This window comes from Mastigocoleus testarum BC008, assembly GCF_001456025.1.
GTDB lineage: Bacteria > Cyanobacteriota > Cyanobacteriia > Cyanobacteriales > Nostocaceae > Mastigocoleus > Mastigocoleus testarum.
In genome coordinates, this window is the sequence record NZ_LMTZ01000106.1 from 15348 (window position 1) to 29162 (window position 13815).

Annotated in this window: 9 protein-coding genes; 6 read left to right on the plus strand and 3 right to left on the minus strand. The window is 38.4% G+C overall.

The features are described 5' to 3' along the window. Nucleotides 1-110: 110 nt before the first annotated feature. Nucleotides 111-1715 (minus strand): bifunctional ADP-dependent NAD(P)H-hydrate dehydratase/NAD(P)H-hydrate epimerase, encoded by a 1605-nt coding sequence (locus BC008_RS25165; RefSeq protein ID WP_027845018.1) that lies wholly within the window; start codon nucleotides 1713-1715, stop codon nucleotides 111-113. A gap of 186 nt (nucleotides 1716-1901) precedes the next feature. Between BC008_RS25165 and mnmA the strand changes: the two genes are divergently transcribed. Beyond that, nucleotides 1902-2960, plus strand: a complete 1059-nt coding sequence (gene mnmA, locus BC008_RS25170; protein ID WP_027845017.1) for a tRNA 2-thiouridine(34) synthase MnmA — start codon at nucleotides 1902-1904, stop codon at nucleotides 2958-2960. 307 nt (nucleotides 2961-3267) lie between these two features. Here mnmA and BC008_RS25175 read toward each other — a convergent pair whose 3' ends face one another. Further along, nucleotides 3268-3603, minus strand: coding sequence for a hypothetical protein (locus BC008_RS25175; protein WP_058183998.1), 336 nt, complete (start codon nucleotides 3601-3603; stop codon nucleotides 3268-3270). A 332-nt stretch (nucleotides 3604-3935) separates the two neighbouring features. On the opposite strand from BC008_RS25175, the gene BC008_RS25180 reads away from it, so the two are divergent. Together BC008_RS25180 and BC008_RS25185 are read left to right on the plus strand one after the other, a co-directional pair. Continuing rightward, nucleotides 3936-4829, plus strand: coding sequence for an alpha/beta fold hydrolase (locus BC008_RS25180; protein ID WP_027845016.1), 894 nt, complete (start codon nucleotides 3936-3938; stop codon nucleotides 4827-4829). Between the two features lie 189 nt (nucleotides 4830-5018). Further along, nucleotides 5019-6548: a protein kinase domain-containing protein gene (locus BC008_RS25185; RefSeq protein WP_082650627.1), complete on the plus strand. Its 1530-nt coding sequence runs from the start codon at nucleotides 5019-5021 to the stop codon at nucleotides 6546-6548. A 197-nt stretch (nucleotides 6549-6745) separates the two neighbouring features. On the opposite strand, the gene BC008_RS25190 is transcribed toward BC008_RS25185, so the two are convergent. Then, complete coding sequence (locus BC008_RS25190) at nucleotides 6746-7423, minus strand: PEP-CTERM sorting domain-containing protein (protein WP_027845014.1); 678 nt, start codon at nucleotides 7421-7423, stop codon at nucleotides 6746-6748. A gap of 748 nt (nucleotides 7424-8171) precedes the next feature. On the opposite strand from BC008_RS25190, the gene uvrA reads away from it, so the two are divergent. From uvrA to BC008_RS25205, 3 genes are all read left to right on the plus strand, one after another. Then, the gene (gene uvrA / locus BC008_RS25195; RefSeq protein WP_027845013.1) at nucleotides 8172-11084 is read left to right on the plus strand and encodes an excinuclease ABC subunit UvrA; all 2913 of its coding nucleotides are present in this window, start codon (nucleotides 8172-8174) and stop codon (nucleotides 11082-11084) included. Between the two features lie 393 nt (nucleotides 11085-11477). Beyond that, nucleotides 11478-12212: a dienelactone hydrolase family protein gene (locus BC008_RS25200; protein ID WP_027846653.1), complete on the plus strand. Its 735-nt coding sequence runs from the start codon at nucleotides 11478-11480 to the stop codon at nucleotides 12210-12212. Nucleotides 12213-12332: 120 nt separating this feature from the next. Further along, nucleotides 12333-13808, plus strand: a complete 1476-nt coding sequence (locus BC008_RS25205; protein ID WP_058183999.1) for a sensor histidine kinase — start codon at nucleotides 12333-12335, stop codon at nucleotides 13806-13808. The last annotated feature ends 7 nt before the right edge of the window (nucleotides 13809-13815 follow it).

A 13815-nucleotide genomic window follows, 5' to 3' on the forward strand; every position in this document is an offset into this window, starting at 1 on the left:
GTTGGGGTAGGCCTGCACTGCTATCACAGCGAATAGTGACTGGCGACTAGGGATGGGCATTGGGTTTGAACAGTTTAGTGAAGTAATTTATGTAACTATTATCTTAAATATCAAAAACTTACTACCCGCATTAAATATTGAGTCAATGTAAACGCATCTACCCCTAACTCTGTACGTTCTACAGCTGCTAATATCCCGGCTTGAGAGTGCCACCACGTAGCAAGTGCGGTAACCGTATCAGGTGCAATTTCACGAGAAATTGATTGTGCTAATAAACCACCCATTAAACCTGTTAATACATCGCCACTACCGCCACGAGCTAGAGCTGGAGTACTTTCAGGATTAATCCAAATTTCACCTTGGGGGTTTGCGATCGCAGTTCTTGGACCTTTTAATAATACGATTGCTCCACTTTGTTTAGCTGCTTTTTTCACAGCTTTGATCCGGTCTTGCTGTTTCTCATTTATTTTGGGAAACAAGCGAGAAAATTCACCAGTGTGAGGGGTCAAAATTGTGGTGGCTTTTCTTGTTTTATCTATAGTTCCTTGCTCGAGCCAAGGATTTTTCATTTGAGCCAGAATATTTAAAGCATCTGCATCTAAGATTAAAGGCACAGTACTATTCAATAGTTGTTTAACTACTGAAATTGCATCAGTGGTCAATCCTGGACCACAAGCGATCGCAGCAAATGAATTCAGGTCGATATTATTGGGTAATAACTGGGAAATTGCACCAGATTCGGTTTCCGGACAACTAAGAATTAAAGCTTCCGGTAATTTTGATACCATTAAATGCTTAAGGGATTCTGGTACCGCGACTGTTAGCATACCAACACCAGAAGCACGGGCACCCAAGCTAGTTAAAATAGCGGCTCCAGCATAGCGACTAGAACCACAAACCAATAATAAACGTCCTTCTTTATACTTGTGGGTAACAAGTTTACGAGGTAATAGAGTTGAATTTGTAGATGCTTTTTCTTTACCAATGATGGATCGTGCTACTTGTGTGGTAAAGCGTTTAATTTTCGGGGATTCTCCCAAAATTGCTTTTATGTCAGCTAATGGGATATCAAAGTCGATTAGTTCAGTTTTACCAAGGTACTCTAAAGCCGATTCTTGTAAGAGACCAAGTTTCCATAAGCCCAGACATAAGGTGTGTGTAGCGTGAATAGCAATTCCTAATACCTCACCTGTATCTGTATGCAACCCAGATGGTACATCAATGCTAACAACTGGTTTATTCGATTGATTGATTATATTGATCGCACTGGCGACAGGTTCTGCAATTGCTCTTTGCAAGCCAAAACCAAACAATCCATCAATAAATAGATCGCAATTTTTTAATTTTTCAACGGATTGATAGCAAGGAATACCTAAGCTTTCCACATATTTTAAATGCTGAGAAGTTAATTCTTTTTGTTTAAACAGTGGATGATACACATAAATTTCATATCCACGAAAGTGTAACTCCCGTGCAACAACCAAAGCATCGCCACCATTATGACCGGGACCAACTAATACCCCAATCCGATGGGAAGATAGAGGTGAAGATAAAGAAATAGGAAAAAGTTGCATAATGCGATGGGTAATAAGCCCTGCAACCTTTTCCATCAAAGCGGCTACAGGAATTCCAGCGGCAAAAATTCGTCCCTCAATATCCCGCATTTGTTGGGCTGTCACTACAAATTGCTCTATGGCTGCTTGTCTATACTGCATTGATTCTGGTATTGAGTTATCAGTTCAAAGTTAGCAGTTATCCTTAGCCATCGTTCTGCTCATTTATCTCTCCTCACTCATCAATCCCTAATTCTTTGAAAAAATTACAACTATTTACTATAAAGACCAATCAATTTATGCTTGTAGCTGTTAGGTTATATAGAGTCGCCTAGCACATTTACTAAGATGAAAAGAGTCGTAGTTGGTCTTTCAGGTGGCGTTGATAGTTCCACTGCTGCCGCCATATTGCACAATCAAAGTTATGAAGTAATTGGTCTCACCCTTTGGCTGATGAAAGGGAAGGGACAGTGTTGCTCTGAAGGTATGGTTGATGCGGCTTACATCTGCGAACAGCTAGGTATCCCCCATCATGTAGTTGATATTCGGGAAGTTTTTCAGACCAACATTGTAGATTACTTGGTAACTGGTTATAGTACTGGCGTCACACCTTTACCTTGCTCTCAATGTAATAAAACTGTTAAGTTTGGTCCCATGGTGCGTTATGCTCGGGAAACCTTGGACAGCGAAAAAATTGCCACAGGTCATTATGCTCGTATCCGCTATAACGAGAATAGCGGACGTCATGAATTATTAAGAGCTGCTGATCGCAATAAAGACCAATCTTATTTTCTGTACGATCTATCTCAGGATTTGCTAGCTGCTTCCATATTTCCCCTAGGAGAATTACAAAAAAGTGATACTCGGCGAATTGCTAGTGAATATGGATTGAAAACTGCTGACAAACCCGAAAGTCAAGATTTATGCTTGGTAGAAAGCAATGGCTCAATGCGAGCATTTTTAGATAAATATCTTGCCCCAAAAAAGGGCGAAATTGTTGATGCAAACGGTAAAGTGTTGGGTCAACATGATGGCGTTCATCACTACACCATCGGACAACGTAAAGGTTTAGGTGTTTCAGCTCCGGAACCTTTATATGTGATTGCTCTAGATGCAATTAATAACAAAGTGATTGTCGGCGATCGCACCAAGGCGACCCAGCCAGAATGCAATGTAGAAAGAGTAAACTGGGTTTCTATGGCTGAACCATCTGCTCCCATTAAAGCAGAAGTACAAATTCGTTATCGTTCTCAGCCCGTACCAGTCACAATTATTCCCTTAGAAAATTCTCGCGTCCGTGTAGTGTTTGACGAACCGCAATTCAGCATCACTCCCGGACAAGCTGCAGTATGGTATGACGGAGAAAAAGTGCTTGGTGGTGGAATAATTGAACGCTTTGATGGGTAATTGGTAATGGGTAATTGGTAATTAGACGAAAAACACTGAGTACAAACTACAGAAAATCAACTACAAAAAATCCCGCTTACCGTTGGTATCCGGGATTGTAAACACTGTTTTGAGTATAAGAGTATAAGGAACAGACAGAACCAAACAGTCCTGTCTAAGGAATTAGGTGTGGGTACAAGATAGCAATACATATTTACTATCGAGTAAAAGTAGTGATTAACTACTTGAAGGAAAAAAACTTTAATGTAATTGGTATTGGGACGATATCCTCCTATTTAAACTTTGTATGTCTTAAGCTTTGTTTGATTTAATTTTGACCGTTGTAGATTGCACGTTTCTGCTGTTTAGCAGATTGCATAATCCCATCTAGCTGCGACTGCTGTTCGGAAGAAAGGTTTAAATTACGGACAGCAGTTTTCATCTTTTGACCATTGTCCAAAGCATTTCTTAATTCTGCTTGCTGTTCGGCTGTTAAAACAGCTTCAATTTCAGAACGTGCGTTGTTTTTCACCTGCTCCAGTTGAGTTTTTTGAGCTTCGGTTAAGTTCGCTTTCCTAGCTTGGTTACCAGCGAAAACTGAAGTGGGAAAAATAAAAGTCAATGCAGCAGATGCAGCCAAAATTGGTAGCAGCTTAGATTTCATCTTGAGATAACCTCAAACATCTTTGAGCCTGACAATTTTTATATTGAGGGATGAATATGACATCAAGATGGCAAGGAGGAATTAATAGGAAATTTGAGGAATGACTGTGGGAAGTGTAAGAAGTGTAAGAAGTGTGTGAAGCGCGGGAAGTAGCGTAAGGGTAAATACTAAAAATTGCAATTGAAGCTTAAATTTAGGATTTGATATTACCCAATCCCCATATGGCTAACGCCACGCTATGCTAACGCCGTTAGGCGCGGGCTCACCCCAATCCCCAATCCCTAATCCCCAATAAATACTAAGATATTAAAAAAGCTTTATGAATCTTAACAATGACTGTAACTACACAGCACCTTTCAACACAAGATTCCTTTGAAAAACTATTTTGGACTTGGAAAGGTTACAAAATTCAATACAGCGTAATGGGTTCTGGACAACCCTTGGTTTTAGTACATGGTTTTGGTGCTTCTATTGGACATTGGCGAAAAAATATTCCAGTGTTAGCCAATGCTGGCTATCAAGTCTTTGTCTTAGACCTTTTGGGTTTTGGTGGTTCGGAAAAAGCAGCAATTGATTATTCAGTAGAAGTATGGGTAGAACTACTGAAAGATTTTTGGGAGCAACATATTCAAGAAAAAGCTGTATTTATTGGTAATTCCATTGGTGCACTTTTAAGCTTAACCGTAGCTGCAGAACATCCGGAAATTACTGAAGCAACAGTACTCATTAATTCTGCAGGAGGTTTGAGCCATCGCCCCCATGAATTAAACCCACCCTTAAGATTTGTTATGGGAGCTTTTAATAAGTTAGTTAGCCATCCAATAACAGGCAAATTTGTTTTTAATAATATTCGTCGTAAATCTCAAATTCGTCGCACTCTTTACCAAGTTTATCGTAACCGAGAAGCCGTCACCGATGAACTTGTAGAAATGCTTTATCAGCCTTCGTGCGATCCCGGAGCAAGAGAAGTTTTTGCATCAATTCTTACTGCACCTCCTGGACCTTCTCCTAATGATTTGCTACCAAAAGTAGATGTACCATTACTGGTTATTTGGGGTGCAGAAGATCCCTGGACGCCGATTACCGGAGCCAAGATTTATGAACAAGCAAAAGAAGCTGGAAAGCAGATTAGAATAGTCCCTATTTCTGGCGCTGGTCATTGTCCCCATGACGAAGTTCCAGATATTGTCAACCACCAAATTATAGAGTGGCTAGAATCTTTATAACTTTTTTGTAAACTACTCATAAAAAATGCAAAGATGTAAGAATTTTCTTATTATCTATACATCTTTGCGCTAGATTCACATTGTCGTTGAAAATAATTTATATACCCCAGACAGAAAGAATATTAAAATTTATTTGAATATTAATTATGGTTAATAGTTTTGTTTGTAAAAATGAAATAATTCAGTGATATGTCCGATAAATTTTATCATAATTTTTCCAATAGCAATCATCAAAATCAAAACAAAAATCAAAATGATCAAAACAAAAATCAAAGTAAAATAGATGGAAGTTTTCGTAAATATCCATACTTCTCTGTTAACGGCTATGAAGTTACTCAAGAGGTAGGCTGTAATCGAGAAGGAGGACGCATTACTTATATTGGAAAGATGACAAAATCTGGGATAGATGTGGTCATCAAAGAATTTCGTTTTGTTCAGAAAGACAGTAATTGGTCTGGCTTTAAAGCTTATCAACAGGAAATAGAAGTTTTAAAACAGCTAAATCATCCACGAATACCTCGGTATTTAGATTCTTTTGAAACTCCGGAGGGTTTTTGCCTTGTTCAGGAATATAGAAACGCTTCTTCTTTAGAGGAAAAAAATAGTTTTACTACAGAAGAAGTAAAAAAGATTGCAATCTCAATTCTAGAAATATTAGTTTATCTCCAGGAATTCAATCCACCAATTATTCATCGAGATATTAAACCAGAGAATATTTTAATCGACGAGCAATGTAATGCTTATTTAGTTGATTTTGGCTTTGCACGTCTACAAAATGAAAACGTTCCTCTGAGTGGAATTGTGGTTGGAACCCCAGGTTTTATGGCACCTGAAAATATTTGTGGTTATACCCTAACTCAGGCATCAGATTTATACAGTTTAGGAGTTACTTTAATTTGTTTATTAAGTAATACTCCTTCAATTGAAATTGGTAAATTAATGGATAGCAACTATCGTTTTGATATTGAAAAGTTACTACCAAAAATTACAAATAAATTTGCTAGATGGTTAACAAAAATGGTAGAGCAAAATATCGAACGCCGCTATCCAAATGCGGCAAAAGCTTTGAAAGAAATAAATTCTATAAATACTGTTGTTCGTTCTCAAAATAAAACAATATTAGCCAGCGTTATAAATAATAAAAAGCGACTAGCAATTTTTGGTATTCTTGGAATTGGGACTATAATAGCTAGCAATTTTACTACTTTCAAGTATGAGAAAAATCATTCCTTGACTCAACTACACAAAACTAAAGAGTGTCAGGCTTGTAACTTATCATTTGCTTACTTAGCATCTACTAATCTAAATGGTACAAATTTAGAAAACGCTAATTTAGAAAATTCTAATTTAGAGAATTCACAACTAAAAAATGCCAATCTGAAAAAGATTAATCTCAAGTCATCCAATCTTGGAAGTGTAAACCTAGAAGGTGCAAATCTTCAAGGTGCAAACCTTGCACTGAATAATTTGGTAGATGCAAACTTGCAAGGTGCAAATCTAGAAGGTGCTAACTTGGAAAATTCCAATTTGGTACATGCTAACCTTGAAGCGGCTAATCTTATGAATAGCAATCTTCGGAATTCCAACCTGTGGGGAACAAATCTTAAGGATGCAAATTTAAAGGGTGCAAATTTAAAAAATGCTAATTTAACCGGTGCTAATTTAGATGGTGCTAATTTAGATGGTGCTAATTTAGACGGTGCAATTATTGCAAGATAGTCGTCCCAAGATGGTAATTAGTGTTAGCGCAAGCGTGACGCGTTAGCATTCGCCGCTCGCGGTGCGGTCTAGCGGGACACGCAAGTGTACACAGCGTCATATGGTAATTGGTAGCAATTATTTAAATTTGTATACTTAAATTTGTAAGTAAAATTTGTAAGCAAAATTTGTAAGCAGCGCTCAATAAAGAGTGACTATTATTTTTTAAGCCTTAACTTTTTCTCACCGTATTTGCGCTTCATCCAATATCCCATAGTTCCTGCAATTGCAGTACCAGCTAAACTCAAGGGTTCGGGTACCGCTTTTTTGTCTGGAGGTATATCATTATTTTTATCTCCGCGCTGAAAGTCATTGTGAATTAAATTTTGCTTTTTATCACCATCTCTAAGCATATCTGCTAAGGTTATTAGCAATGGCATGTAGCACAGCAATGAAGATTTTTCAGAATCGGAATCATCCTCATCCTCAGAAGTATGGGCATATAAGCATAAAGATATCATTGCTCCCACTGGAAGAAGGGTACCTAAGCTAGTACCACCATCATCACCAAAATTTTGCAGATTTCTGACCAAATCTTTAGCAGCTATATTCTCTTGATTTTGAATACCTTGCTTTATGCTATTTCTATTATTGCGATCGCGAGATAGTTTTTCTTCCGATTGGGAATCTCGATTTAAAGAGTTTTGTTGTAGTTGCAAAACTATTTCTGTGATGTCTTGTCTATTCTCAGAAGCAAACTCTTGCTCTAGGTTAATTTGTGCTGCTTGTACTGATAGGGTTGGTATACCGCAAAAGCCTACAAAACAGATAGCAATAGTTAAATTTTGCTTACTAAAGTTCTTCAAGGTGGTATTAATATTTTTGAGATTCATCATTTGATTAAAATTTGAAAGATAAGCGTGCAGATATAGCAAAATACTCTGCTAATTCGAGCAGCTAAGACCGATAGATATGCGTAAATGAATTACCTGAAAATCCTTGTCGAAAAGTTACTATGTCTTGCAATATGCTTCACTAAAGATTTCCATATGATGGACTGCGGGTAGAAAAGAAACTCCCAGATAACTAGTAAGCAATAACAAACCTAGTTATAATCAATCCTTTGTGATGTATATTACTTTTAAGTAAACCAAAACTGCAGTAAGTACACCCTTGACTTGAAGTGTATGTCAATCAAAACTCTGAGTACACAAAAAACGATGTGTTTTAAGTTACTTTATACTTAGGATGGCAATATAAATCCTAAAATGTAAAGCTAATTTAGTTTATTTACAGAATCATTACATTTACTTCTTCGTCATATATCAAGCAATAAATCTTAGAACTAGGAATTTATCCTAATTAACCCCACTGTTAAAATTTTTGACGATATGAATTTTTCTTGAATTTTACTGCCTAAGAGTAGTTTGTGTGAACTTATTAGATATTGTTTCTATTTGAGTAGGTTAATATTATTTGTTTTTTAAAGTATTATATAAAACCCAAAGATAGTTAAGAGCTTATTATTCTATATCAATAACGATATAAATATATATTTAAGCAATAGTACTATTGTTCTGGATTTAAAGGTTGAACAGTAGTATTATTAAGGATTATTTTCCGCTGCTCCTTCACTCTGTTGATATGTCAGAAACCAAGCCTACTGTTTCCTTGAACGGACATCTTCCCCATCTGCATCATAACGGTCAAAATACTATCCGCATTCGGGGTGCCAGACAACACAATCTTAAAGATATCGATCTAGAATTGCCAAGAGATAGTCTGATTGTTTTTACAGGCGTATCAGGTTCTGGTAAATCTTCTTTGGCATTTGATACGATTTTTGCAGAAGGGCAGCGTCGATACGTAGAATCCTTGAGTGCCTACGCACGGCAGTTTTTAGGACAAATGGATAAACCGGATGTGGAAGCCATTGAGGGGTTAAGTCCGGCAATTTCTATCGACCAAAAATCTACTTCCCACAACCCCCGTTCAACCGTGGGAACAGTAACCGAAATTTATGACTATCTACGATTGTTATTCGGAAGAGCAGGGGAACCCCATTGTCCAATTTGCGATCGCTCTATTGCTCCACAAACCATAGATCAAATGGTAGATCGAGTAATGGCTTTACCCGATCGCACCCGTTTTCAAATTTTGGCACCTGTAGTCCGGGGTAAGAAAGGTACTCACCGCAAATTAATCTCGAGTCTTGCTTCTCAAGGTTTTGTTCGAGTTCGAGTTGATGGTGAAATCAGAGAATTATCTGATTCCATTGAGTTGGACAAAAAATATACCCATACCATTGAAGTAGTCATTGATCGCTTAGTGAAGAAAGATGGTATTAATGAGCGCTTGTTTGATTCCCTTTCTACTTGCTTGAAGCAATCTAACGGAATTGCAGTCATTGATATCAATCCTTCGTCAAAGCCAGAAGAGAAAGATAAGGAAAAACAGGAATTAGTATTCTCCGAAAATTTTGCTTGTCCCGAACATGGTGCAGTAATGGAGGAACTATCACCGCGTTTATTCTCGTTTAACTCACCTTACGGTGCTTGTTCTCACTGTCATGGTTTGGGTACTCTCAAGAGGTTTTCCCGAGAATTGGTAGTCCCAGATCCAGATGCACCTGTTTATGCTGCGATCGCTCCATGGTCAGAAAAAGATAATTCTTACTACTTGGAATTGCTTTACAGTTTGGGACAAGAATATGGGTTTGAATTACAAACACAGTGGAACAAGTTAAATGAAGAGCAACAAAGTGTAATTCTCCATGGGGAAAAGGAGAAAAAAACTACAGAAGAACAAAAAGCACAAAGAATATTCAAAGGGGTACTCCCCATATTACAGCGCCAGTATGAAGGCGGTACGGAGATAATTAAGCAAAAATTAGAGCAGTATTTAGTTGACCAACCCTGTCCGGTTTGTCATGGAAAACGCTTGAAACCAGAAGCATTGGCTGTTCAGTTGGGACAATACGGGATACTAGATTTAACTAGTGTTTCCATCCGAGAATGTCAACAAAGAGTAGACGATCTCAAGTTGAGTCCGCGCCAAATGCAAATCGCCGATCTGGTGTTACGTGAAGTTCGGGCTCGGTTAAAGTTTCTCCTCGATGTTGGGTTAGATTATCTGACACTAGATCGCCCAGCAATGACCTTATCTGGTGGTGAAGCTCAGCGAATTAGGTTAGCAACACAAATTGGTTCTGGTTTAACTGGAGTACTTTACGTATTGGACGAACCAAGTATTGGTTTACATCAAAGGGATAATGGTCGCTTACTACAAACCCTGAAAAGATTGAAAGATTTAGGTAATACCTTAATCGTAGTCGAGCATGATGAAGAAACTATCCGTACAGCAGATTATATTGTTGATATTGGTCCGGGTGCAGGGGTTCATGGTGGAAAAATTACCGCCGAAGGCGATTTACAATCATTATTAGATGCGAAAGAATCCCTAACTGGGTCATATTTATCGGGACGAACAGTAATTGAAACTCCAGTTCAACGTCGGGAAGGAAATGGAATTAGTTTAATTCTCAAAAATGCCTGTCGCAACAATCTGAAAAATATTGAAGTGGGAATTCCTTTAGGTAAACTCGTTGCTGTCACTGGTGTTTCTGGTTCTGGTAAGTCTACCTTAGTAAATGAATTACTTTACCCCGCACTGCAGCATCACCTCACCAAAAAAGTCCCATTTCCTAAAGATATAGAAAGCGTTCAAGGACTTAAAGCCGTTGATAAAGCAATTGTAATTGACCAATCCCCCATTGGCAGAACTCCCCGTTCTAACCCCGCAACCTACACAGGGGTTTTTGATGCAATTCGCCAAGTTTTTTCCGAAACAATTGAAGCTAAAACTAGGGGTTACAAACCGGGACAATTTTCCTTTAATGTCAAAGGTGGACGTTGTGAAGCTTGCGCTGGACAAGGTGTAAACGTAATTGAGATGAACTTTTTACCCGATGTTTACGTGCAGTGTGAAGTATGCAAAGGTGCCAGATATAATCGCGAAACCTTACAAGTTAAGTATAAAGATAAGTCGATTTCCGATGTCCTCAACATGACAATTGAGGAAGCATTGGAATTCTTCCAAAATATTCCCAAAGCAGTTAACAAACTACAAACATTACTTGACGTTGGTTTGGGATACATGAGATTGGGACAACCTGCGACAACTTTATCTGGTGGTGAAGCACAAAGGGTGAAACTCGCAACCGAATTATCGCGTCGTGCGACAGGTAAAACACTTTATCTAATTGACGAACCAACCACAGGTTTATCTTTTTATGACGTACACAAGTTACTAGACGTTTTGCAAAGGCTAGTAGATAAAGGTAACTCAGTTTTGGTTATCGAACACAACTTGGATGTCATTCGTTGTTCTGACTGGTTAATAGATCTAGGACCAGAGGGTGGCGATCGAGGTGGTGAAGTGATTGCTGCAGGTACACCTGAAGATGTTGCAAAAAATCAGAGGTCATATACAGGAAAGTATGTGAAACAGGTTTTGGCGCAATATCCAGCGAATAAAGCAGCAAGTAAGGTTGGGTAACAGTAACGGGCGAAGTTTTCTAGCCGATGGTGAGTTAATGTTTGTATGTCGTGTTGCAGTATGGGTGAGTCAATTGTGCGTTATCTAAAGTTGCACGATCGCTCTTCTGCTTCACTAGAAAAATAATACCAATTTATTTTAAGATTGCGACACTTGGAACGCAGCAAGCCGAACGCTTACAAAAGAAAGGGAACAGCGCGATACCCCGCAGGTTGGGAAAGAGTCGCAAGACAGGGAACGAGGAACAGTAAACTAATGTGTGGCGTTGTTTTTTGAAATTGGTATAAAAAGATTGAAAAATAAAAAGTAGTTCTTGTCTTAGACTGCAAACAGCATGATAAAATCTAAAATCTGAAAACCCGTTAGCTAAAAGGCTTTCACAGGAGTGATGATATGCAAATCAAACAGACAGAAGTAATGATTTCCACTCCTGACGGAAAAATGCCTGCATTTTTGTGTGCACCCACTGAGGGTAATCGCAAACCAGCAGTCATTCTCCTCATGGAAGCATTTGGCTTAACATCTCATATTCGAGATATAGCAGCCCGAATTGCGAAAGTCGGTTATGTTGTCATAGCTCCAGATCTGTATTATCGCGAGTTGCCGAACAACAAATTTGGTTACGATGAGCTTGAACCAGCGAAGGCGATGATGTGGCGTCTTGATTTTGATAAGTCTGTAGAAGAAGATATTAGAGCTGCTTTGGCTTATGTCAAGTCATTACCAGATGTTTACCCCGATAAGGTGGGAGTGACTGGATTTTGTTTGGGTGGTGGACTAACTTTTCTTACCGCTTGCAAGTTGTCGTCCGAAATAGCTGCTGCTGCACCTTTCTATGGTGTAGTTCTTGATGAGTGGATCGAGGCAGTGAAAAACATCACTGTGCCTGTATACTTGTTTTTTGGTGGTGTCGATCCATACATTCCCCTCGAACGAGTTAAACAAATCGAATCCCGGTTCCAAGAAGTTGGTAAGGAAGCTGGTAAAGATTATACATTAAAGGTTTATTCTGATGCTGACCATGGATTTTTCTGCGAAGAGCGTTCTTCTTACAATCGCTCAGCAGCAGAAGACTCTTGGCGAGAAGTCACTGAGTTTTTCAATAAACATCTGGGGAAAATTGTTTAGTGTTACTAAATGAGTCAATATCCCAGACATAAGTCCAAAATTCATGATGTTGTTTGCAGCCCAAAATAGGTATGATATTTTTCTGTCCTTAGAGTAATAACAGAGGACTAGAAAAGCCTAATGAAAGATTCAAACAAACATCAAAATTGGTTTGTGTTAGTTGGTTCCGTCATCATCGGATTCGTTGCAACTGCTTGTATTATTGGTCTCAACCAAAATGCAAAGCAGCATAAACATGCTGAAGGACTGATGACAGCAATTGAAGGGCAACTTTACAAACTCAGTGCTGTAGAATGGGAGGCAATAGCTAAAGCAAAATTTGATCGGGAAACACAGGAAAAAGTTAACACAATTCGTCAGAACATCTCAGAGTTATTCCTAGAAATTCAATTAAATCATTCCACTCAACCAAAACTTTCCAAACTGATTAATTCTTATAACGAGTACAATCAATTTTTAGACCAGGAATTTGAGTTTCTTAAAGTTGGAGAAGTAGAAAAAGCAATTGCTATTGATGAAGAAAAAGTCGATCCAAAGTTTGATGAAATTTCAGAGCAACTAGATGTATTAAGCTCCTCTTATAAAAGCAACTTTGAAGCCGTTTATCGAAATGCTAACATTGGCACAGGATTTTCCTTAACTTTAGCTGGAATTACCATCGGCTTATTATTTTGGCGTTATAATTACCGCTTATGGCAGAGCAATAATGAACTTAACCGTACCTTGAAAGAACTCCAAGCCAGTCAAGCTCATTTAATTCAATCTGAGAAAATGTCCAGTTTAGGGCGAATGATTGCAGGAGTTGCTCACGAGATCAATGGTCCAGTCGGTTTTATTCACGGTAATTTAAACTATATTCAAGATTATATCCAGGGTTTGTTAGGTTTAGTGCAGTTGTATCAGCACCACTATCCCAATCCAGTTTCTGAAATTCAAACCGAAGCTGAAGAAATCGATCTGGAGTTCATTCAAAACGATCTACCTAACATCCTCTCCTCAATGCAAATGGGTAGTCTTCGCATTTGCAAAATTCTTTCGTCTCTACGTAATTTCTCCTATCTGGGTAAAGCCGAAATCAAACCAGTTAATATCCATAAAGGACTTGACAACACTCTGGTAATTTTGAACAATCGTCTCAAAGCTCAACCAAAACGACCAGAAATTCTGGCGATCAGAGACTACGGTACTCTTCCAGAAATCGAATCCCATCCGGGGTTACTAAATCAAGTGTTTATGAACATTCTTAGCAATGCTATTGATGCTTTGGAAGAGAAAATTGAGAAACAAACACCTCAGGAGCGTCAAGAAAGTCCCAGTTATATCAAATTAAAAACATCTCTAATCAACGACCAGTCAGTGCAGATTGCGATCGCAGATAATGGTCCTGGTATACCTCAAGAGATTCAACAATATATCTTCGAACCTTTCTTTACAACTAAATCTATTGGTAAGGGAACAGGAATAGGAATGTCCATCAGCTATCAAATTGTAACTGAGAAACATGGGGGAAAGTTAGAGTGTTTCTCTGAATTTGGAAATGGAACAGAGTTCGTAATTCAAATTCCTGTTCGACAGACAGTCGGTGGTAGAAGCTAACGAAAAA